Source organism: Sulfuricurvum sp. (genome assembly GCF_031427015.1).
In the GTDB taxonomy this organism is placed as follows: Bacteria; Campylobacterota; Campylobacteria; order Campylobacterales; family Sulfurimonadaceae; genus Sulfuricurvum.
On record NZ_JASJOW010000001.1, the window covers coordinates 83,837 to 105,669 of the forward strand.

The 21,833-nt window shown below is 37.3% G+C and carries 22 protein-coding genes; 3 read left to right on the plus strand and 19 right to left on the minus strand.

Going from position 1 to position 21,833, the window contains the following annotated elements:
- Positions 1 to 6 precede the first annotated feature (6 nt).
- Genes RMO68_RS00450 through RMO68_RS00500 form a run of 11 tightly spaced genes read right to left on the minus strand, consistent with a single transcriptional unit; the run spans position 7 to position 10,047 of the window.
- Positions 7 to 774, minus strand: coding sequence for a class I SAM-dependent methyltransferase (locus RMO68_RS00450; protein ID WP_310438755.1), 768 nt, complete (start codon positions 772 to 774; stop codon positions 7 to 9).
- 19 nt (positions 775 to 793) lie between these two features.
- Positions 794 to 2,077 (minus strand): TIGR04372 family glycosyltransferase, encoded by a 1,284-nt coding sequence (locus RMO68_RS00455; protein ID WP_310438756.1) that lies wholly within the window; start codon positions 2,075 to 2,077, stop codon positions 794 to 796.
- 7 nt (positions 2,078 to 2,084) lie between these two features.
- Complete coding sequence (locus RMO68_RS00460) at positions 2,085 to 2,807, minus strand: nucleotidyltransferase family protein (RefSeq protein ID WP_310438757.1); 723 nt, start codon at positions 2,805 to 2,807, stop codon at positions 2,085 to 2,087.
- Complete coding sequence (locus RMO68_RS00465) at positions 2,804 to 4,240, minus strand: PfkB family carbohydrate kinase (RefSeq protein WP_310438758.1); 1,437 nt, start codon at positions 4,238 to 4,240, stop codon at positions 2,804 to 2,806. Before RMO68_RS00465 ends, RMO68_RS00460 begins: the two co-directional genes overlap by 4 nt.
- 13 nt (positions 4,241 to 4,253) lie before the next feature.
- The gene (locus RMO68_RS00470) at positions 4,254 to 5,363 is read right to left on the minus strand and encodes a radical SAM protein (protein WP_310438759.1); all 1,110 of its coding nucleotides are present in this window, start codon (positions 5,361 to 5,363) and stop codon (positions 4,254 to 4,256) included.
- Between the two features lie 16 nt (positions 5,364 to 5,379).
- Entirely contained in the window at positions 5,380 to 6,096 is a 717-nt protein-coding gene (locus RMO68_RS00475; RefSeq protein WP_310438760.1) for a hypothetical protein, read from the minus strand.
- Positions 6,097 to 6,111: 15 nt separating this feature from the next.
- Complete coding sequence (locus RMO68_RS00480; protein WP_310438761.1) at positions 6,112 to 6,600, minus strand: transketolase; 489 nt, start codon at positions 6,598 to 6,600, stop codon at positions 6,112 to 6,114.
- Positions 6,593 to 7,387 carry a transketolase gene (locus RMO68_RS00485; protein WP_310438762.1) on the minus strand — a complete coding sequence of 265 codons (795 nt, stop codon included), beginning with the start codon at positions 7,385 to 7,387 and terminating at the stop codon, positions 6,593 to 6,595. Before RMO68_RS00485 ends, RMO68_RS00480 begins: the two co-directional genes overlap by 8 nt.
- Before the next feature lies 1 nt (position 7,388).
- Entirely contained in the window at positions 7,389 to 8,375 is a 987-nt protein-coding gene (locus tag RMO68_RS00490; RefSeq protein WP_310438763.1) for an SDR family oxidoreductase, read from the minus strand.
- Between the two features lie 9 nt (positions 8,376 to 8,384).
- Positions 8,385 to 9,479: a radical SAM protein gene (locus RMO68_RS00495; protein WP_310438764.1), complete on the minus strand. Its 1,095-nt coding sequence runs from the start codon at positions 9,477 to 9,479 to the stop codon at positions 8,385 to 8,387.
- Complete coding sequence (locus tag RMO68_RS00500; RefSeq protein ID WP_310438765.1) at positions 9,472 to 10,047, minus strand: SIS domain-containing protein; 576 nt, start codon at positions 10,045 to 10,047, stop codon at positions 9,472 to 9,474. The genes RMO68_RS00495 and RMO68_RS00500 overlap by 8 nt, the downstream gene beginning before the upstream one ends.
- Positions 10,048 to 10,288: 241 nt before the next feature.
- Between RMO68_RS00500 and RMO68_RS00505 the strand changes: the two genes are divergently transcribed.
- Genes RMO68_RS00505 through mtnA form a run of 3 tightly spaced genes read left to right on the plus strand, consistent with a single transcriptional unit; the run spans position 10,289 to position 14,543 of the window.
- Entirely contained in the window at positions 10,289 to 12,244 is a 1,956-nt protein-coding gene (locus tag RMO68_RS00505; RefSeq protein ID WP_310438766.1) for a bifunctional aldolase/short-chain dehydrogenase, read from the plus strand.
- Positions 12,245 to 12,252: 8 nt separating this feature from the next.
- Complete coding sequence (gene mtnK, locus RMO68_RS00510) at positions 12,253 to 13,470, plus strand: S-methyl-5-thioribose kinase (RefSeq protein ID WP_310438767.1); 1,218 nt, start codon at positions 12,253 to 12,255, stop codon at positions 13,468 to 13,470.
- Positions 13,467 to 14,543, plus strand: coding sequence for an S-methyl-5-thioribose-1-phosphate isomerase (gene mtnA / locus RMO68_RS00515; RefSeq protein ID WP_310438768.1), 1,077 nt, complete (start codon positions 13,467 to 13,469; stop codon positions 14,541 to 14,543). Before mtnK ends, mtnA begins: the two co-directional genes overlap by 4 nt.
- An 18-nt stretch (positions 14,544 to 14,561) precedes the next feature.
- On the opposite strand, the gene RMO68_RS00520 is transcribed toward mtnA, so the two are convergent.
- Genes RMO68_RS00520 through RMO68_RS00555 form a run of 8 tightly spaced genes read right to left on the minus strand, consistent with a single transcriptional unit; the run spans position 14,562 to position 21,832 of the window.
- Positions 14,562 to 15,332, minus strand: coding sequence for an oxidoreductase (locus RMO68_RS00520; RefSeq protein WP_310438769.1), 771 nt, complete (start codon positions 15,330 to 15,332; stop codon positions 14,562 to 14,564).
- Positions 15,319 to 16,026 carry an acylneuraminate cytidylyltransferase family protein gene (locus RMO68_RS00525; protein ID WP_310438770.1) on the minus strand — a complete coding sequence of 236 codons (708 nt, stop codon included), beginning with the start codon at positions 16,024 to 16,026 and terminating at the stop codon, positions 15,319 to 15,321. Before RMO68_RS00525 ends, RMO68_RS00520 begins: the two co-directional genes overlap by 14 nt.
- Positions 16,023 to 16,931, minus strand: coding sequence for a Gfo/Idh/MocA family protein (locus RMO68_RS00530; RefSeq protein WP_310438771.1), 909 nt, complete (start codon positions 16,929 to 16,931; stop codon positions 16,023 to 16,025). Before RMO68_RS00530 ends, RMO68_RS00525 begins: the two co-directional genes overlap by 4 nt.
- Positions 16,932 to 17,978 (minus strand): nucleotidyltransferase family protein, encoded by a 1,047-nt coding sequence (locus RMO68_RS00535; protein ID WP_310438772.1) that lies wholly within the window; start codon positions 17,976 to 17,978, stop codon positions 16,932 to 16,934.
- Positions 17,975 to 19,135: a UDP-N-acetylglucosamine 2-epimerase gene (neuC, locus tag RMO68_RS00540; protein WP_310438773.1), complete on the minus strand. Its 1,161-nt coding sequence runs from the start codon at positions 19,133 to 19,135 to the stop codon at positions 17,975 to 17,977. The genes RMO68_RS00535 and neuC overlap by 4 nt, the downstream gene beginning before the upstream one ends.
- Positions 19,132 to 20,127, minus strand: coding sequence for an N-acetylneuraminate synthase (gene neuB / locus RMO68_RS00545; protein ID WP_310438774.1), 996 nt, complete (start codon positions 20,125 to 20,127; stop codon positions 19,132 to 19,134). The genes neuC and neuB overlap by 4 nt, the downstream gene beginning before the upstream one ends.
- Complete coding sequence (locus tag RMO68_RS00550; RefSeq protein WP_310438775.1) at positions 20,124 to 20,699, minus strand: acetyltransferase; 576 nt, start codon at positions 20,697 to 20,699, stop codon at positions 20,124 to 20,126. Before RMO68_RS00550 ends, neuB begins: the two co-directional genes overlap by 4 nt.
- The gene (locus tag RMO68_RS00555) at positions 20,696 to 21,832 is read right to left on the minus strand and encodes a LegC family aminotransferase (protein ID WP_310438776.1); all 1,137 of its coding nucleotides are present in this window, start codon (positions 21,830 to 21,832) and stop codon (positions 20,696 to 20,698) included. The genes RMO68_RS00550 and RMO68_RS00555 overlap by 4 nt, the downstream gene beginning before the upstream one ends.
- Position 21,833 lies beyond the last annotated feature (1 nt).

The window sequence follows — 21,833 nt, forward strand, 5'->3', positions numbered from 1 at the left end:
TTTAATTTATGATTTTTTTTGATATACAACGAAAATCTCATTCGTAGGAATTGTTATGATTTCCGGCAAGTTTGCTTCCATAATAGCGGCTTTATACTCTTTAGGTGTTCTACTGAGCAATCGGTCAAGATATATGGACGAGTATTGGTACATTTCGTAATTCATATAACCAATAATATCATACCCGTAGTTATTTCCTAAAATGTCAAAACTTTTACGTGTCCAGTAGGTTAAATGCTCGGGCGGTTTGTGATAGAAAGGGATAAGCCCTTCCGCATTTACGGTTGTAATTACTAATATGCCATTTTCTTTTAATACTGTTGAAAGCTTGCTCATTATCCCTTGGATATCATTTAGATGTTCTAAAACGCCCCATAGGGTGATACAGTCAAATTTTTCTAAAGGTAACTCTTCTAGAGAACTTTTAATTCTGTCACATAATGGATTTGGTTTTAATTCGATACCGTAACAATTCGATCCGTATATTTCCACAAATTCACCGTTGCCGCATCCAAAATCCAGAACATAGGAACTTTTTCTATTAAGCCCATATTTTTCTAGCAGAGCTATGTTTTTTTCAGCATTAAGCCGAACTATGTCTTCAGAAGCTCTTACATCCAAGTAAGAACTATAGAATAGTTCTAAATCTTTGTTGGTAGGGTTTGGGGAAGTGTACTCAAGACCGCACCCATGGCATTTGTGTATGTTATAGTTATTCACGACGTTTAAAATATAGGAACCGGCATTTGTCTCACATACTGGGCAGGCAATCATAAAAATACTCCATTGTAGATTAGTAGTTTTTGCTGGCAAAATCTGCATCGATAGCGCCATTAAAGAATAATTTAGTAGCACATCGGAATTGCTGGTCTAAATATTTTTTGAAATAAGGTTCTGTGTGTATCCATTCCATTGCTGCAGTTTGAAGGTGCTGTTCAAATTGAATTTGGGCTTCATTTTTTAGATAATCGGAAGTTTCAAGATTAATAAACATATTTTTGACAGATTGCAGAATCTCTTCAGGGGTATTTTCTATAAGCTCATATTTTTGATGAAATATTTTCAAATCACTTTCTAGTAACAAATTTGAATTAACGATAAAAGGCTCATTTAGCGATTCTTTAAAAGATAAAAATCTATTATATTCTTTGGAAAAGATACGCTTATAGATGAAAGAATCACACTTTTTATAGGGAGAAATGAATAAAAAGCTTGTTATATTAACTCCCAAAACTGGGACACCGAACAAAAATGCTGTATCAATAATTCCTGAGTTCGTTCCGATATAAAATTTACAGTTTTTTATCAGATGTAAATCCATTTCTTCCGATTTTTCGGCAGTATTAGGGTAATTTATGAGTCCACGGATATTTTCCAAATTGCTCATCGGATCCCCCATCCGTACTACTGCACCGCCCAATGCTGTAATGTATCGTATGGCATCGTAGTAATTTTCAATAGAGGAATTCCTAAATCCATCGTGAGTACTATTGTAAAAAAACGGTGTTCTTACATGTAAACATACGTACCAGGGATATTGTCTTAATCCGAGTGCGGAAAATGATTTCTCGACCACAGGTTGTACACTATCGCTTAGTTCAATTTTAAAGGTTGTTGAGAGAGCCTCGCGCCAATACGACTCATCTTCTTTAGAGAATGAAAAGGTGTTGAAAGAGTGTATATTGAATAAGTCTTTGGACCCGGAAGAGGGGACCGCGGGATGAAAGTTGGATGAAAAAAGATTTTTTCCAGCTATACGGTTGAGGAGTTTTATCGACTTGTACTTGATTGATTCATAGAGGTAAGATAAGAAAACATATGTACCACCGTATAAAGCCAGTATATTTCCAATAAATGAGTTATTTCGGCTGTATTCGGTTTGGATTCCGTACAGCGCACGCGGTTGTCTGAATCCAAGCTTTTTGCTAAGGATAGAGCGAAAAAAAATGTATTTGCGAACAAGCACAAAATCGCTCTTTGTTCTTTTTGCTTTTAGAAGGGCGTAAAAAATAATTTCAGAAAAATTTCCGATAGCAGAATCTACATCCGACATTAAATAAAAGTGTTTTTTTTTCATAAAATTCCTAATTCTTTCTTTCTGAGGCGAGGGCATATTTATAGATTTGAGCTAGGGCATAACTTTCAACCGTCCCGATATCCCTATGATAAACACTATTTTGAAAAGTGTATATTTTGTCGAGATAATGGGGGAGTACTTCAGTGCTGATATCGACAGCTTTTTTATGAAAAGAGGCCATATACTCTATCACGTTAGGTTCAAAAATATAAACAGCTCCGTTAGCGAGAGTAGAAGGGGGATTTTGGACTTTCTCGTAGAACCCGATGACAACTCCCTCTTCATTTAAATCAACAATTCCACAATTTTTTGGAGTATCGGTTTCAAATGTCATCATTGTAATTTCGCACCTTTTCGGTCTTCGCTCATGTGCTTCGAAAAATGCATTGAAATCACACAAGCAGAGATTGTCGGCATGTGCAACCAAAAAAGGATCGTTTTTAAAAAACTCTTTATTAGCTAAAATTGTGCCACCGGTTAATAATAATTCCTCTTCATAGACGAGTGTAATGGCATTTTTGAATTTTGAATTTTCAACATATTCTTTCATCTGATCGGCAAAATAATGGGTATTGATTAAAAACTCTTCGACACCGGCTTTAGAGAGTGCATCCAACCAATATTCTATCAGTGGTTTTCCATCTATGGGGACAAGACATTTTTGGATACTATCTGTGATCGGTCGTAGTCTTGTTCCTAGCCCTGCTGCCAGTAAAAGAGCTTTTTTCATATTTCAAGCTCTTTTAAAATGTCCACTTTTTGAAGAGGGAGATTGCCTACTCGACTAACCTGACAAGCTGCAGCTATTGAGCCTAAATATGCCGCTTGCCAAATGTCAGCCCCTGCAGCTAATGCGAGGGATGCTGTTGAGAGCATCGAGTCTCCTGCACCGGCAACATCTTTTGGGTTAGTATTCATAGCCGGCAGTCTATCGGTAAATAATTTGTTTTCACCGTTGTATTTATTGACAATTACCCCTTCAGATGCCAATGTGATAAATATATTTTTAGGGTTAGACTTATCTTTTAGTTTATCAGAGATGACGATAAGCCCGGATTCGAAATCATCAACAGCAAGTCTGATCTCCCTCTCGGTTGGAGTTACAAGTGTCATTTCATTAAAGCGTGAAATATCTCCGGTTTGAGATGAAGACTGGCTATCAGCACTCATAATTAGATTGTATTTTTTACCATAGGTGATAATTTCATCAATCATTTTTTGAGGTAAACATCCGTAGCTGAAATCGGAGAAAATAAGAACTTGTGCACTCTTTATCTCTTTTTTTATATCTTTTAAGATGGCTTTTTGAAGTTCTAAAGAGATGTGATGCTGTTTGAGATGATTCACTCTTAGCATCGTTTTATTACCCGCACGAAAACGCTGTTTTAAATTTGAAGGGCGTGTATCATCAGAGTAGCAAAAAGAATCTATACCGTATTCAGAGAGTTTTTTCTTTGCGTATATAGCCGTTTCATCACACCCTAAAACGGTAAAAAAACTAACTTTTGCACCAAGCCCTTTCGTGTGAGCGGCAACGATCCCCGCCCCCCCTAAAAATTTTTCACTCAATAACGGTGTTACAACGATCGTAGGGTCTTCCTGGCTCATACCGAGCGCTTCACAGGCAATATACTCATCCACGATTGTGTCACCGATGACAATAGTTTTTATCCCTTCAAAACGATCTAGCGTTGATTTTAGTGCTTGATAATCAAATTTATGTCTTTCACAAAATTCTTGTGGTTTTTTTATAGAGGAGAGATCTATAGTGTTGAGTTCCGCCCTTAGTAATTCAATAGATGAGAATCTGCTGTCTCCGGAACTAAAAATGAGTTTTCCGCCATATTCTTTGAGAACTTCTGCTTCAGGATTGTACATATTCTCATGTTCGCTACCTTTGATAACAATATCCGGCTGGTTGTTTCTAATGTACTCTTCGGGCAGAATATCAAGTATGAAGGCTCTGTCTACAAAAATTGATGATCCTAGAGCTTCTAGTCTTAGATCTTCAGGAACAAAATACTTACCCATGCTGTCTGCGTAAACACCAACTTCTAAAAAAGCACCGCTCTCTTTTGCAAATTTGAGAAGTCGTAGATGACCTGGGTGTAGAACCTCAAATTTACCGTGAACAAATATCGTTTTTTTCTTTTTATTCGTCACTTTTACTTTTGCCTTATATGAAGTTAATGTGTTGTGGCATAGGGCCACTAGGTTTTTCTAAGCTGATAAGCCCTTTTTGTAAAGCATCCAAATATTCATTAGGCTTATGCTGTAAACATAAAGAACCGCACATCTTCTGAGCATCAAAACTTGGTGATGCTAAATAATTCATTACTTCCCAGTATCTGTCACTGTTCACAATGTCTTTAAATCGTGTTTGTGTAATGTTACCGATATGAAATTTTTTATATTTTTCGTTGAATAGCATTCCACAAGGTGCCACCAAGCCTGATCCTGACATCTGGATTTGAAAAGGAGGTCCATAACATCGTTGATAGGTTCGTTTTCCCTCAGCATTTATTTTTGACCATTTCACTACGACTTGATATTCATCATCCGAATACGTTTCCGCTTCTTTTAAGACATCTTGTAACGCGGCATAACCGGAGTAATCAACCCCCAATGCCCCTTCTTCACTATCGCTGGTATGTTTGATGACAACATAATCCGGTCTTAATTTTTTCCCTAGTTTTGCTAATGGGATTACTTGATCTCCATCTTCAGGCATCAAGACCATTTGCATACCGATAGTGACATCCAAATTAAGGCGTTTTTTTATTTCCATCATAGTTTCTATATTGTCACATACCTGATAGAACCACTCTTCCTTAACACCCATGATCTCAGAGTAACGTTTAGGCTCACCGGCAGAAAAGTTAACGCGTAGATACGTTAAATGAGGCAATATCTTTTCAAGATCTTCTTTTCTTGTGTTATAGCCGTGAGTTGCCACAGCCATAGAAATTCCAAGTTGAGAGCCTTTAACAATAGTATGTACATAATCGGGATGGATGGAACTTTCTCCATCTGAGACTAAACTGATGGCTTTAACTCCCATTTGGGCACAGTCTTCAAGAAAATTATCAATCGTTTCTCTTGTAATTTCAAATCTATCATTTTCTTGCAATCTTGCATAGCAAAAACCGCATCCGTAGTTGCACGCTCTTGTTAAAGACATATCGATGGTAATAGGAGCAATTCTTTCTCCATTTAACCATTGCTGTACCCTCTCTGCATGCCAAGCTAATTTTGTACCATCTAAAATTAATTCTTTATTTTTCATTATTGGCACTCACTTTCTAATTTTGTCTTTTTTTGTTTGCGTCTAGTTTCTCTGTAAACATAATTTCTAATGAAAACCCTAATTCTTTATCGATATTTTTTTCCATGTCAAAAAGTAGTTTGGACAATGAACTGTAGATCTCTTTATCCGCAACAAACTCAACCCGCATATCTCCGATTAATTTTGCGTCATATTCTTCGATATCATGTGTTGAACAAAAGTTTTTGATTTTTTCAAAAACAATCTTTTCACGCTCTTTGATATCTAATTTTTTCCATTCATTTACCTCTTTAGGTGTGTAAGTATTAACCAGTGGGTGATAGTTTTGTTCTTTAGCGTATTGATCGTAGAGTGCGCGAATTAAATGTAATGGGATTGTAAAAAGTTCACAGCTGTTTTCCGGCATGATAATCCCTTTGACAGGATGGACAACATTGTCTCTTAGTAGATTCTCTAATCGTAAAACACTGTGATCATGAGCTTCTAAAATCGGTAATCCAATAATGAGACCGCAAAATGCTTTCATCATACCTTGTTTATAGGGGTCATTTTCGCACTCATTGACCGTAGCATTGTCAATTATATGGGTATTGGGATTGACACTTATTTTTAGTTCGCATCCGTTGAATACCTTAAAATATTCTAAACAATTTGTACACTTGACATACTGCGCGGCTGTATTTATATCTTTGTGTAATAAAAGATTTTTTTCATATATTTCAATATTTTTCAAAGTATCCACCTTATTTTATCTGCATCTCAAATAGACGGGTCCATTTGTTTCGAACATCCGTCGAATATCTTCTTTTAACGTTTGGGCTGTCGGAGAAAGAATTAAAAAATTTTTAAAAATTTTCATCATCGCTATATCATCGTCATCAATACAATGACTTCTGCCCAGCATTGAAAAATAATTATCGGCTCCAACACCGATCAATTTTACATTCATTTTGTGTTCGTTTATATCATAGCGAATTTGCTCATAAGCTCTCATAACCAAAAAAGGGACCTGAGAATAGTATAAAGGTTTCATCCCTGCCAAATACATACCAGCTGCCATACTCATGGTTGCTTGTTCATTTATTCCAGTATTGAACACTCTGTCGGAATGATTATTAAAAAAATCATCCAATACGGCAAACCCCATGTCTCCTACCAGTAAACACATACTTTCATCTTCTTTGAAGTAGGAATAGATCTCTTTCATTACTTCTTGTTTAGAGACAATATTAGACATCACTCACCTCAATGACATAACCGTCTTGGGTAGGACATCTAAAGTGATGTGCTACAGAATTTTCAAGAATATCAATTCCTTTTCCTTTGACGGTATTACAAACAACAACTGAAAAAGAGGGATTTGTTTGTTTAAAGAAGAGGTCAAATGCCTCTTTTAGCGCATTTTCATCATGTCCGTCTATTTTTGAAAAGTTGTCGGTGTATGCAGCCAAGACTTTTGATAATCGCTCATTATCCAATCCAACATCACATACTCTATCCATGGCTTGAAGCTCATTGGCATCAATAATTAAGAGTAGATTATCCAACTTAAACCGATAGGCTAAGGCTAACGCCTCAAAGTTACTTCCTTCTTGCATCTCACCGTCACCGACAATACACACAACTTTATTACCTTTATTTTGCATTTTAAAAGCTTGAGCCATCCCGACAGAGAGAGGAAGCCCGTGCCCTAACGAACCGGTAGATGCCTCAATCATATACTCTTTATTTTCACTCAAACACCCTTTGAGAGTGGATTTATCAGTATAAAAATTCTCAAGTTCAAAATCGGGGATAAAGCCTAATTCATTCAAAATAACGTAATAAGCATAGGCTCCGTGACCTTTGCTAAAAACCAAACGATCACGACTTTCATTTTTTGGGTTTTTGACATCGTATTTTAAATAGTCTCTAAATAAAACGGTTAGCATTTCCACTGTAGATAGTGCCGGTGCTAAATGTCCTGCACCGCTGGTACACGATAATTTAATCGTTTTTTTCCGTATAGCAGATGAATCTAACATATTAATTTCCCAAACACTCAAACCAATCTTTCGTTGCTTCTTCAATTGAGCTTTCATCCCAAACAGGAGCATCTCGCCATTGCTCAATATTATCAAGCATAATTTTGACACCTTCTTCAATAGTGACTTTCGGTGTCCACCCCAACATTTTTTTAATTTTTGTAATGTCTGCAAAAGTGCTGTCCGGTTCACCCGGCCGCTTCGGTATATGAACTTTTTTTCCACCTAATAATGAAACAAGATAGTTAATACTGTAGGTATTTCCACTTCCGACATTTAAGATTTCTTGAACAATATTTGAAATAGCTGCACTGTAGCAAGCGTCAACGATATCGGTAACGTAGGTGAAATCTCTGGTTTGCTCACCGTCACCAACGACGGTCAAGGGTTTATTGTTTAATAATTGAGCTAGGAAAACTCCAAAAACTGCTCCGTATGTTCCACTGGTTCTGTGTCTTATTCCGTACACATTAAAAAAGCGCATAGATACGACCGGCATATTATAGACATGTCCCCAGTGAAGGACATATTGCTCACTCACTGTTTTTGTATGTGCATAAGGGTATTCAGGCTGTATAGGAGATGTTTCCGGTGTAGGGTAGGTATCAGGAATGCCATAGCATGATGAGGATGCTGCATATACAAATTTTTTTAAGTTTTGAGATTTTCGTGCTGCCTCTAAAACATTAATGGTTCCATCCACATTTGCTTTGTGGTATTTTAAGGGATTATTGATAGAAGGGACAATATCGGCTAGTGCGGCATAATGAAAAACATATTCAACATTGGTGAAATAGTGGTCAATATTTTGAGTGTAATCTCCGATATCAACATTGACAAATTTAACTTTCCCTTTGTGATGTGCAATATTTTCCAATCGACCGTTGGCTAAATTATCTAAAACAGTTACTTCATAACCGTTATTCACTAAAAGATCTACCATATGTGAGCCTATAAATCCAGCACCACCGGTTACAATAGCTTTCAAAAAAATCCTTTAAATGAAATTAACGTGTGCGTTTGGATGTTTCAAATCCCATAAATAACGGTTAATTGAATCCATCCGACAATTGGTTCGGCATTGTGAAATATCTAGCTCATTCTTAATAAAGTTTAAGTTGGCTTTTCGTTTATCGCTTTCCCAAATATCTTTGAATGTAGAGTCATTGATATTACCATAGCAAAATTTATCTTGAGCTAAATAACAGCTGCATCCATAAAAATTACCGTCTGTTGAAACATAGCCCCAGAAAAATGGCGTTGAGTAACATTTACTATAGCTTGGGGCGGCTTCTTCTACTTTTTTCATGGTCTCAGATCGGAAGACAACGTTAAAATTTTCATCATTAAGAGTTTGAAGCTCTTTTTCAAGCTCTAACATTCCAGAATAGGTTAATCCCTCGTATTGTTTGGTGACACTAAAGAGATGTTGAGAATAAGGTTTGATAACAATATAGTCCATACCGATCTCTTTCATTGTTTTTGCCAATAAAAACATTTCATGGTGGTTTTCAGGAAGAAGGAGTGCTTGTGCGCCGAGTGTGCAGGTTAATTGTTTTAATTTTCGGACTTCAACCGCAAGTGCGAGGTTTTTTAGAAGCAAATCAAAGTCGGCTTCTTTTGTTTGATGGATTGCCGCATACGTTGAAGCTGTTCCTGCGTTAACGCTCACTTTAATCCAACTTGAATAGGTCAAATAGGTCTCGATCCCTTTCGGATTGACAGGAATGAAATTGGTTGTAATCGAAACATCGATACCTGATTTTTTGGTATGCTCAACAATTTCGGGGAGATCTTTATGTAATAGAGGTTCACCTTCTCCAGCATACATGATACTTTTTACCCCTAATTGACCCATCTCGGTAAGACGTTCTTTAAAAATAGCGGTATCTAATTTAATATTTTGATATCCCATGTAGTCAACACCGCAGAAAGTACATCGGTGATTACACCCGCCATAAGGGGACACTTCAACATAGATCGGATAAACTTTTTTCTCTTTTTCCCAATCATCTTTTGCCTCGAGCCATTGAGAGACTCGTTCAGGGTGGAAGATTAGTTTATGACTATCAATTTTATATTTATCAGACATTTTTACTACTTTCATGAATATAATAAGAATAGATAATATGGTCTAGAATCATATGCATATCTTCAACTAAACCGTATTCACCGCTTGGGGCTTCTATGTGGAAATTGATGTCGCTTAATTTTTTTAAATCTCCACCGTCAAAACCGGTAATACCGATGATTGTTGAACCGATCTCTTGGGCGTATTCAACTGCTTTAACGATATTGGGAGAATTACCGCTGCATGAGATCGCTATGATAAGATCTTCAGGTTTCAAAAGTCCTTCCAATTGCATATAAAAAATATTCTCATATCCAATATCATTTGCGATAGCAGTCGTAACTGCAACATTGTCAGCTAAGCTGATGACATCGAAGTTTTTGATACTTCTTCGTCGTAAACCTGCCCCTAAATCATTTACCATATGAGAAGCGGTAGCAGCACTTCCTCCATTCCCCATAATGTAAATTCTTGATTTGTTTACGATGGTTTTTTCTAAACATTCGACAATAGAATTAACTGTGTTGTGGTCAACTTGATCCAACAAAAGCTTGAGCCTAGTAACATAAGATTTTAAAAAATTATTCATTTAAATCCTCTTCTCATTATTGCTATTCGATATAATATCGTATTTAGCTTACACAAACGAATAGAGAAGAAATTATCATCAATTCCCCAACAAAAACTACATTACTGTCGAATGGAATGGTCGAACTGCAATTGAGGGTTTTGAGGTATTTTTTGATACAATCGGCGATTTAGTTAAACAGCGTAAATGTTGTATTTTAGTATTTGAATTAGTAATGATTTAGAGATTGGGGTTTGGTATTATGAAAAGCTTATGGAATGATACGGAAGCGAAAGCTTTTGCGAGTGATCTTGAACTGCGGGTTTACTCATCACGTTTGTTAGGAAAAAGCAGTGAACTGGTGTTGCATGGCGGTGGAAATACATCGGTAAAATCAACACAAACTAATTTGTTCGGCGAGACGGAAGATATTCTTTATGTCAAAGGGAGCGGCTGGGATTTGGCGACAATTGAAGCGGCAGGTTTCGCCCCTGTAAAAATGGATATGCTTTTGAAACTTGCAGCCTTGAAAACGCTAAGCGATACCGATATGGTTATGTATCAGCGCAGTGCTATGATTGACCCCGGAGCACCGACTCCTTCGATCGAAGCGATTTTACATGCGATTTTACCTTTCAAATATGTTGATCATACCCATGCAGATGCTGTGGTTGCTTTAACAAATACTCCTGAGAGTGAAAAAATAATTCATGAATTGTATGGCGATAGTATCATCATTGTTCCTTACGTAATGCCAGGTTTTATCCTTTCTCAAGAGATCGCCAAAGCAATAGAAGGAAAAGATCTCTCTAAAATCGACGGACTTATTTTGATGCATCATGGTGTATTTAGTTTTGATGACGACGCAAAAGTAAGCTACGAAAAAATGATTAAATTGGTTACGATTGCCGAAGAGTTTAATGCTACTAAAAAACAGTCCTATATGCCTTTTCAAAGTAAGGCGATAATACCGATTGAAATGGCAAAAATACGGGCAAAAGTTTCTGAAGTAGCCGGATGTCCGATGATCGCACGATTGGATAAAGGGGAACTTAGTCGAGCTTTTATTGCACACAAAGATGTCGAACGTATAGCTACGACGGGTCCATTAACTCCCGATCATGTTATCCGTACGAAAAAAAATGGTGTGATCATCACTGAACCCAAAGATATTGAAACGTATGCCGCAGAGTATCGTAGCTATTTTGATCGACACAATGATGGGAAATTGACTATGCTAAATCCATCTCCGATGTGGGGAGTTTGGAAGGAGGTTGGCACCCTTTCATTCGGAGCGAATGCAAAAGAAGTAGGTATTATCTCTGATATTAAAGAGCATACCTTGGAATCAATTCTGACAGCTGAATCAATTCGACAATATATTGCGCTACCGGAAGCGGAAATATTTAAAATGGAATATTGGGAACTTGAACAGGCTAAATTAAAAAAATCAAGTTCTAAACCTAAATTTCAGGGGAAAATCGCGCTGGTAACCGGAGCCGCTAGCGGTATAGGTAAAGCGTGTGCTTTGGCTTTTGCCGAAGCAGGTGCTGCGGTCATTGCATTGGATATTAATCCGGAAATTACGAAAATGTTTAAAAGTGATTCCATCTTAGGGATTGAATGTGATTTGACTGATGCAGATCAGATAGATCGAGCGATTGCAGAAGCAGTATTTTATTTCGGTGGAATCGATGTATTGGTGAACAATGCAGGGTTCTTTCCTGAGAATGCTAATATAGAAGATATTGATTCTAAAGTATGGCAAAGAAGTATGGATATTAATCTTACCGCACAGCAGGTGATGACAACAAAAGTCATTCCATTTCTAAAAGAGGGAATCGATCCCGCAATTGTTTTTATTGTCTCCAAAAATGTTCCAGCACCCGGCAAAGGAGCTGGTGCTTATTCGGTAGCAAAAAGTGGAGTGACTCAGTTGGCACGTATCGCTGCATTGGAGCTCGCACCTAAAATTCGTGTCAATATGCTCCATCCTGATGCTGTATTTGATACTGGACTTTGGACGGAAGAACTGCTGGAAAAACGTGCACATCATTACGGAATGAGTGTTCAAGAGTACAAAACACGTAATTTGCTCAAAGCTGAAATTACATCACGTGATGTTGCTGATCTTGCCGTAGCCATGGCAAGTAATTTATTTGGGGCGGTAACCGGTGCTCAAATTGCTATAGACGGCGGCAGTGACCGTATTATTTAGGGGAAAATATGGAGTATTATGTTTTAGACAATGAAAAAGTAAGAGACTATATAGAAAATACTCCTGAGCTTAAAGCTATTTTAGGAGATGAAACGTTATGTGTAGAAGAGGTAGGTGATGGAAACCTCAATTATGTATATATCATTAAATCTTCTAAAAATAAGCTCATTCTTAAACAAGCGGTTCCTTTTTTACGAATTGCGGGAGAGGGGTGGCCTCTTTCTCGTGAACGGATGAATTATGAGATACGTGCAATGCATTATTATGGGGAGACGGTTCCTTCTGCGATACCACAGGTCTATCACGCAAACGAAGCAATGAGTTTGATGGTGATGTATTTTTTAGATGAGCATTTAATTATGCGTAAAGGGTTAATCAACGGGGTAATATATCCTAAATTTGCCGAACATATTACCGATTTTATGGCAACTACTTTATTTAAGAGTTCTTCTCTTTATCTGAGTGGTGAAGCAAAACGCCGTTTGATGGACCGATTTAATACTAATGTCGAATTATGCAAAATAACTGAAGATTTTGTCTTTACTTTTCCGTTTATGCCGCATCATTCTAATGCTATAAATCCGATGATGGAAGCTGAACACCAACAATTGCAAGAGGATACCGAGTTTAAAACTCAAATGTTAAAACTCAAATATCTCTTTATGACACAAAGTGATGCTTTGCTTCACGGAGATCTTCATACCGGGTCTATTATGCTTAATGCGAAAGAGACTTATATTATTGATCCTGAATTCGCATTTTTTGGACCATTCGGTTTTGATATTGGGGCATTAATTGCAAATTTATTGCAATCGTATGTTTCCCATTTTGAACGTAGCAAAAATAAAGAGTACCAAAAATGGTTGCTTGATACTATCGAAGAAATTTTTGAGAAGTTTGAAATAAAATTTATTAGTCATTGGGACCATACAGATGAGAGCGGATTGCTCGTGGACGGATATGGGAATAAAAAAGTTATTACAGCATTTCAAAAGCAGTTTATGCAGATGATATTTCGTCAATCAGTAGGATTCGCCGGTGCGAAAATGGCTCGTCGTCTTTTTGGTATTGCCGGAGTGGAAGATATTGAAGGGATAGAAGATATGGAAGCCCGTACAAGGGTTAAAAAGCACTCTTTAGCAATTGCAAAACGTTTTGTCAAAGAGTATGAACGGATTGAAAACGTTAAAGAACTTATTAGCATAATTAAAGAGGAAAACAGATGAATGGGAAATATAAATCTTTATGGTTAAATGATTCGGGTGACCTTGAAGTAATTGATCAGACGAAACTTCCTCATGTCGAGACAACGAAGGTACTGAAAACATGTGAGGATGCAACCTTGGCTATTGCTGATATGACTGTTAGGGGAGCAGGGGTGATCGGTTCTGTTGCGGCATTCGGCGTTTATTTGGCGATGCGACAAACTAAAGTGTTTAACGGTGAATTTGAAGCTAAAGTAAAAGCGTTAAAAGATGCAAGACCTACGGCTGTTAATCTTCAATGGGCAGTCGATTTGATGCTAGAACGACTACGAATCAGCTCCGGTGATTTGGTGCTAAAAGCTAAAGAAGAGGCAATAAATATTAATAATGATGAAGCGGAAAAGAGTTATGAAATAGGGCGATTCGGAGCTGATATCATTGAAGAAATTGCCAAACGGGAAAAGCGAAAAGTGAACATATTGACCCATTGTAATGCCGGATGGTTAGCCGTTATTGATATGGGGACTGCACTTGCACCGATTTATGAAGCAAAGAGACGAGGCATAGATATTCATGTATGGGTAGATGAGACGCGTCCTCGAAATCAGGGGGCAAATCTTACGGCGTGGGAACTGGGGCAAGATGGTGTAGAGCATACGATTATTGCGGATAACACCGGAGGGCATTTAATGCAGCACGGTATGGTTGACATGATAATTGTCGGAGCCGACAGGGTGAGCCGACAAGGAGATGTTGCTAATAAAATAGGAACCTATTTGAAAGCATTAGCGGCACATGCCAACAATGTTCCATTTTATGTTGCGTTTCCTACATCAACATTTGACTTTGAAGTGGTAGATGGGGTAAAAGATATCCCTATTGAAACTCGAAGTGAAGATGAGGTCCGTTACATGTATGGGTTACATGAAAATGGACATGTTGAAAAAGTATTGATAACACCAAAAGATTCACATGCACTAAATTACGGCTTTGATGTCACACCAAACCGTTATATTACAGGGTTAATTACCGAAAGAGGAATTATTGACCCCAAGTTGTCAAAAATCGAAGAAGTCTTCAAAGATTTATTGTAATTTACAGTTTGGTTAAGATTATAAAGTGAATCCGTCATCGACAATGATGTTTTGTCCGTTTACATATCGGCTCATATCCGAGAGTAAATAGGTCAATGTTCCTTTTAAATCACTTTTATCCAGCATCCCTTTATTAAGGGAGTATTTTTTGTAGGCATCCAAAAATGGTTCGGGTTGATAATCGAAAATTCCACCCGGGCTGATAGTATTGACCCGAATATTCATCCCTTTAAAATATTTTGCCATATACTGTGTTAGATGGATAAGGGCTGATTTTATAGCGGCGTACTCTATTGGCATGGTCATAGGTGTATTGTCATAAACTTCGAATTTCGGAGCGATAACTCCATAAATTGACGAGATATTAATGATATTTCCATCCCCTTGTTTTTTGAAATAGTGTGCAAATTGCTGAGCAGTGAGAAAGTAGCCTCCCAAATTAAGGTTTAGATTTTCACAAAAGTCGGAATATTCCACATCAAAAAAATGTTTTCCATAGTTTTTATTACGCGGGTAAGCATTATTGACTAATGCATCGATATGGCCGTATTTTTTGTCCAAGTACTCTATCAAATTTTGTAAAGAGACTTTCGATGTAATATCCAAAAGGACGAAATCAATCTTGTCTGTATTTAATGCTGCGGATAATTCGCTTTTAACTTTATGACCGATTTCCTCGTTAATATCGGCGATGATAGCTATACCGTTTTGTTCGATTACCGAGGTGACAAACTCTTTTCCAATGAGACCTGCCCCACCAGTAATAACGACTATTTTATTTTTCAGCATGCTTTTTCCTCATTAAAAATTCTACAAAGCTAAAGTCGATTTCCGTATCAATGTCGATCGATCGCTCTTCGGGCATAACGTATAAGCCTGTTTTTTCTAAAAAGAGAGTGTTGCAATTTAGAATAGTCTCTCTATTCCAAATATAGATTGAAGCATTCATATCGTAACTGCATGGAGCATCTTGTCTACGCATAACATGGCTGTCTAATTTTTTAGACAAAGTAACTTTTCCGGTTGGATCAATCTCGACCAAGTTAAAGTAAGGGCTTCGTCGTGAAGGCATGGCGGTAATAAGATTATCATTTTTATCACGTAGTAGTTGGGCATAAGCGTGTTTAATATCATCTACACTTCTTAGTGGAGCAGTAGCATCCAAATCAATTAAATAGTCATATCGTTTTTGGTAATGTGTTTCACTTCGGATAAAAGCATCTCGTATTACATCAAGCTTTCCTGCAGTATCACTTGCCATCCCAGGGCTTCTTTTAAAAAAAACTTCCGCTCCGTATTTTATGGCTATCGAAGCGATATCGTCGGAATCCGTACTAATTACAATGTGATCAAATAACCCTGAATCTTTCGCTTGTTCAATCGTATAAGCTATTAAAGGTTTTCCATTTAAGTGTTTGATATTTTTATTTTTAACTCCCTTAGAGCCGCCTCTGGCACAGATTGTACATAAAACATTGCTCATCGGTTTTGTTCCTGAATAATTGAGATTGTTCTCATAGTTCTTTGTCCTTCGTGAAAGGTGCAGGCATCGTGTTGATCAGATAGGATTGAAGTATGCATTTTTTCAAACATGGAATTTCTTTCTAAATTTTCAGATTGGTAGGTAAATACTACTCCATTTTTATCTTTTTGAAACAAGGTATTATTGATAAAGTCAAGCTCATAGGTATTGTTGATTGTGTTTACAACCATTTTTCGATAGGTAATTTTACTGATGTAATCGATACAGAGTGTTATAATAACCTCTTTTTTTGTTTTCGAAATTAGTGTCACGAGATCGTCGGAGTCTATCTCTAAATCAGAAATTTTTGTCTGATAACTTTGGATATGTTCCATCTCCCCAAACAACCATTGCGTGTAATCGATTTCATGGCTTAAATCCAAAAGAACACCACCACCTTGAGCTTTAACCGCACTGTAAGATGTTCGGTAGTCAACTTCTTTTCGCCATGTCGGTAGATATTGTCCGCAATGAATTATAGCGTTCAGAATATGTTCCTTTTGTAGCAAATCTCTAAGTTTTTGCAACAAAGGATGAAATCTTAATACATACCCTACAAAAAGAGTGTTTTTGCAAATAATTAATTCTTTATTTGATTCAAACAGGGGTTTTTCACAAAAAAATAATTTACCTGAAACATGTGTTTCCAAATAGTGTAATTGCTCAAAATGTTTATAGGTTTCACTGGCGATTACAATGTAGTCATACTGATCCAAATTGTTAACGTCTTGGAGTGTTTGATAAGTCACTTTGTTTGGCACGATTTGTTTGGTTACGATATGGATTTCTTGGATGGAATCAAAAGAGGATAAAACATCTTCATGCCTTTTACCGATTGAACCGTATCCTACCACTAAAACTTTCAATCAAAATACCTCATGATATTCACTGTTGGCTCTTTCATAGTCATTCATTCGTCCGATATCAAGCCAATACTCATGGATTGGAAATGAGGAAGCTTTATCATTTTTAGCAATAATTTTTTCAAAAAGGGAAGGCATATCAAAAAATTCCCCTGAGGGGATAAGGGATAATGCTTCAGGTGAGAGCATATATATTCCTGCACTGACAAAAAATTTGTGTACCGGTTTCTCTATGATACTTTTGACTCTCCCTTCTTCGATATTTACAACGCCATAGGGAACTTGAAAGTCATATTCGCGTACGCCCATGGTTCCGGTAGCTTGTTGAGAAAGGTGAAAATCGTGGAGATGCTCGAAATTGACATTGGTAAGTAAATCGCCGTTCATTACGAAAAACGGTTCTTTTAAAAGATCTTGCATAAGACTAAGTGCACCCGCAGTCCCCATCCGCTCTTTTTCATGAATATATTCGATAGAAACACCAAAGGTACTGCCGTCTCCAAAGTGGTTTTCGATCACATGTGAGAGGTAATTTACACTTATAACAATATTGGTATAGCCGTATTTTGCAAAATTTTCGATAATTGTTTGAAGAATTGGTTTATTACCGACATGAAGCATTGGTTTGGGTGTAGTTTTGGTTAGCTCTCCCAATCGTGTCCCTAGACCTCCCGCCATCAATACGACTTTATTGTTTTTTGCTTTTGGTTTTATAAGTTCATCAATCTCTACAATGCCCAACACACGATTGGCTTCATCAAGAATCGGTATTTGATGCAGTTTCTTCGTAAGTGCTTTCTGGAGAATCTCTTCTTTTGTGTCGGATACTTTTGCTACAGTAGGTTTTTTAAAAAAAATATCTTCAATACTGCTTTCAATGGAGAGACCGTTTAGTAATCCCCTGCGAATATCTCCATCGGTAAGTGTCCCTAAAAGCTGATTTTTGTTATCCACAACTACTGCAATTTGCATAGCGCCGCTGTCAATAACTTTTAATGCTTCACGAATAGTTGAAGTAGGCGTTAATTTGATATGTTCTATCGTTTTCATTTAATCTCCATATCATAAAACGATTTTTTTAGGATATTCGATAAGGGGACAGTTTTGAGAACATCGACAATCTTTTTGCTTGCTCCTCCTTCTCCGTAGGGGTTCATAATCGTTTTAAGCATTTTTTGGAAAGGATCGGAATAAAGTATTTCAAACCCTTTTAAAATATTTTCTTTTGTCGGATTACAATCGATAACACTCGATGCTTTTAGCCTTCCTCGTTGCCGATCACCAATGTTGATTGTTCCTATTTTAAAGCTGGGAGCTTCAATAAGACCGCTTGAGCTGTTTCCGACTACTGCGTCAATATACTGCAAAGCACTTAGATAGCGCAGTTGCCCAAGTGACGTAAATCCAATTGCTTTATGGGTGTTCTTTCTTACGTACTCATCGATCATACGGTTAATGATTCTTCCATCGGTATCACTATTGGCTTTAGTTAGAATAATATGGGTATTTTCTAAGGTATCAATAGCGTCTAAGAGGGCTTGAAATTGTTCTTCTGCTGTGCTGTTTTCAAGGGTAGCAGGATGGAATGTGACCAAGATATTTTTTGTATTTAATTTAAAATCGATACTTGTTTCAAACGCTTCTTGAGTAAGAAGAGGGAGCTTTTTAATATTGTCTATTCCCATGCCTCCCACATTAAAGACGCGATTAGGGTATTCACCGAGTTGGATCACACGGTTAGCATATATTTCAGCGGCTGTAAAATGAAGATGACTCATTTTGGTGATACTATGGCGTATCGCTTCATCAAATGCCCCTTCAGTAGTTTCTCCACCGTGTAAATGGGCAATTGGAATACGAGCGATCATTGCCGCACTTACGGCACTGAATATTTCATAGCGATCCCCAAGAACAACAACAATATCAGGTTTGAGGTCATCATACGCTTCCGCAAAAGAGATCTGAGCCAATCCCATTGATTTTGAAATTCCAATTGATGTGTCACTGGATAAAAGCATTTCAATTTTTTTATTAATGAAAAATTCTTTTTCAATCTCTTTATAGGTCATCCCAAACTCGGGTGAAAGGTGCATGCCGGTCACAATAATTTGAAGTTTTAATTCGGGATCATTTTGAGTCTCTTTCATCAACCAGTAGAGTAATCCATATTCTGCACGTGTTCCGGTGACAATGCAAATTTTTCTCATATTAACTCATCTTCGTCATAATCTTTGAGTGCAGTTGTGCCGATCATTTCATCGAAACGCATAGGATTGATACCATTACCGGGTCGCTTGATAGTTATGTTTTCACTACTTAAAAGTTCACCTTTAGTAATAGTGCGTGATGCTACGATACTTTTACGAGCTATCAGCATATTTTTGAGTTCACTTTTAGTGGCTTTTTTAATGCCATCCCCGAGTGCATTTTCGATGTTTCGGATAGCTTGAATCATCATTTTTAATTCATAAGGTTCCAAACTTGCTTTATGATCCGGTCCTTCCATCTCTCTATCGAGGGTAAAATGTTTTTCGATAACTGATGCGCCCATTGCTGCGGCTGCAATGGGGATTTCAATACCGTTGGTATGATCAGAATAACCACTTTTGACTCCGAAAGCGGTAGCTATAGTATTCATGGCTCGTAGGTTTACCTCTTCGATAGGGCAGGGATATTCTGTTGTAGCGTGTAAAACCGTGATAAGCTCTTTCGGCGTTCCTGCCTTTGTCAACACCTCAAGGGCAGCTTCAATTTCACCTAAATTAGCCATTCCTGAAGAGAGAATTATCTTTTTCCCGAGAGATCCAATATGGCGAAGATAGGGGAGATTCGTAATTTCACCGCTGGGAATTTTAAAAATATTCACCCCTAAATTATTTAAGAGAGTGATACTCTCATGGTCAAAAGCAGTGGAGAGAAAAAGAATATCTTTAGTGTTACAATAGGCGATTAATTCATGATGCGCAGTCGTATTCAGTTCTAATTTTTTGAGCATTTCATATTGAGATTCTGAAGTATCGGTTGTTTGTTTTTGGTAGTCGGCTTTTTGTGCAGTTTTGGATACCAGATTGTCTGCTTTAAAGGTTTGAAATTTGACTGCATCTGCACCGGCATCAGAGGCAACATCGATGAGCTGCTTGGCTAAAGTGATACTACCATTATGGTTAACTCCGGCTTCGGCAATGACAAAAATACTCATTTTATGACACTCCCCGCTTTGATAAATCCATTTAATTCCACATATTCTTTACAGACACTGTTGCTTCCGACAAAAGAGTTTTCACGTACCGTTGCCCCACCGTTAATGATAGCTCCTGTCGAGATATGGCAATGATCTTCTATAATGGCATCATGTTCTATAAGCGCTTTGGAATTAATAATACAATTTTTTCCTATTTTTGCATCGGCATTTACAAGTGCATGATGCATTATGGCGGTTCCCTCTTCGATGGAAGCATATGGAGAGACGTAAGCAGTTGGGGAGATGATAACTGGCATAGAATATCCGATTTGCTTTAGAAGATTAAAAAGTTTAATTCTAATCGTATTGGAGCGTATTTGTCCTACCGCAATCGCCGCTTTTTTGTATTGCTCATAGAAGAGCGGTAAATCATCATCACATCCGATAATTTTGTAACCGAAAATTTTTTGTCCTACTAACTCTCTTTTATCAATAATTCCGGCAATTATATATTTATTTTCTTGTTCAATGACATCAATGAGTGCTTTGCAATGACCGCCCCCACCGATGATTAAAATAGGCTTTTTCATATTCTTACACTACTTGGTATATTGACAATTCTGTCTTCTAGCCAGATTGCATTAGATAGATTAGTTGTTTGGCATTGTTTAAACATTTCCAGCCGAGTCATCAGTGTCCAAATCGGTCTTGTCATTACACCGTTTTCATTTGAAAAGGCTAGAAATTTGTCTCTTTGATCTCTGTCGGGAAGCAAGATGCTTTGAAGCCAGTAATTTGAATGGGAGTTTTTTACTTCTTTCACAAAAGAGATAGGCTTATCAGAAAAGAAATTTTCATAAATACGGGCTAATTCTCTTTTATTCTCTAAAAAAGTTTCTAACTTTTCAAGTTGTGCAACCAATAAGGCAGCATTGAGATTTGGAAGACGATAATTGTAGCCGATTTCATCGTGAACATATTCCCATTTATGAGGTATTTTAGCCGTTGTGGTGATGTGCTTAGCCTGAGCAGCCAAGTCAGCATCATCCGTAACTATGACCCCTCCCCCTCCACTGGTAATAATTTTATTGCCGTTAAAGCTGAAAGCGCCGAGTTTGCCAAAGGTTCCAGTATGTTTTTCTCGGTAATAACTTCCGAGAGATTCAGCCGCATCTTCGACTAATACGATATGCCATTGGTCACAAATGATTTGTATTTCATCAATTCGGCAAGGGTGTCCAAAGGTATGCATTGGTACACATGCTTTTATAGTTTTACCTGTTGTTTTGTTGATGCATCTGTTTTCTTGAACTTTGCATGTGTTTTCTAAAAATGTTTGCAATGATTCTGGACTTAGTCCCATAGTATTCAAATCAACATCTACAAAAATAGGGGTGGCACCACAGTAATTTATGGCGTTGCACGTAGCAATAAAAGTTAGAGGCTGAGTGATGACTTCATCCTCTTGTTTTACACCTGCTAGAAGTAAAGAGATATGAAGTGCAGATGTTCCGTTCACTGTTGCAATGGCATATTTACTTCCAACATATGCTGCGAATTCTTTTTCAAAAATATCTACATATTTTCCGACACTTGAAACAAAAGTAGAGTCTATACACTCATTAAGGTATTGTTTTTCATTGCCTATGAATCGTGGTTCATGAAGAGGAATAAACTCTTTTGTATTAAAAGTTTCTCGGATGAAATCTACAATCTTTTGCATA

Coding starts and splice junctions, on each gene's coding strand:
- RMO68_RS00450 (WP_310438755.1), bottom strand. CDS start 774: ATGATTGCCTGCCCAGTATGTGAGACAAATGCCGGTTCCTATATTTTA.
- RMO68_RS00455 (WP_310438756.1), bottom strand. CDS start 2,077: ATGAAAAAAAAACACTTTTATTTAATGTCGGATGTAGATTCTGCTATC.
- RMO68_RS00460 (WP_310438757.1), bottom strand. CDS start 2,807: ATGAAAAAAGCTCTTTTACTGGCAGCAGGGCTAGGAACAAGACTACGA.
- RMO68_RS00470 (WP_310438759.1), bottom strand. CDS start 5,363: ATGAAAAATAAAGAATTAATTTTAGATGGTACAAAATTAGCTTGGCAT.
- RMO68_RS00480 (WP_310438761.1), bottom strand. CDS start 6,600: ATGTCTAATATTGTCTCTAAACAAGAAGTAATGAAAGAGATCTATTCC.
- RMO68_RS00485 (WP_310438762.1), bottom strand. CDS start 7,387: ATGTTAGATTCATCTGCTATACGGAAAAAAACGATTAAATTATCGTGT.
- RMO68_RS00495 (WP_310438764.1), bottom strand. CDS start 9,479: ATGTCTGATAAATATAAAATTGATAGTCATAAACTAATCTTCCACCCT.
- RMO68_RS00500 (WP_310438765.1), bottom strand. CDS start 10,047: ATGAATAATTTTTTAAAATCTTATGTTACTAGGCTCAAGCTTTTGTTG.
- RMO68_RS00505 (WP_310438766.1), top strand. CDS start 10,289: ATGAAAAGCTTATGGAATGATACGGAAGCGAAAGCTTTTGCGAGTGAT.
- mtnK (WP_310438767.1), top strand. CDS start 12,253: ATGGAGTATTATGTTTTAGACAATGAAAAAGTAAGAGACTATATAGAA.
- mtnA (WP_310438768.1), top strand. CDS start 13,467: ATGAATGGGAAATATAAATCTTTATGGTTAAATGATTCGGGTGACCTT.
- RMO68_RS00520 (WP_310438769.1), bottom strand. CDS start 15,332: ATGCTGAAAAATAAAATAGTCGTTATTACTGGTGGGGCAGGTCTCATT.
- RMO68_RS00525 (WP_310438770.1), bottom strand. CDS start 16,026: ATGAGCAATGTTTTATGTACAATCTGTGCCAGAGGCGGCTCTAAGGGA.
- RMO68_RS00535 (WP_310438772.1), bottom strand. CDS start 17,978: ATGAAAACGATAGAACATATCAAATTAACGCCTACTTCAACTATTCGT.
- neuC (WP_310438773.1), bottom strand. CDS start 19,135: ATGAGAAAAATTTGCATTGTCACCGGAACACGTGCAGAATATGGATTA.
- neuB (WP_310438774.1), bottom strand. CDS start 20,127: ATGAGTATTTTTGTCATTGCCGAAGCCGGAGTTAACCATAATGGTAGT.
- RMO68_RS00550 (WP_310438775.1), bottom strand. CDS start 20,699: ATGAAAAAGCCTATTTTAATCATCGGTGGGGGCGGTCATTGCAAAGCA.
- RMO68_RS00555 (WP_310438776.1), bottom strand. CDS start 21,832: ATGCAAAAGATTGTAGATTTCATCCGAGAAACTTTTAATACAAAAGAG.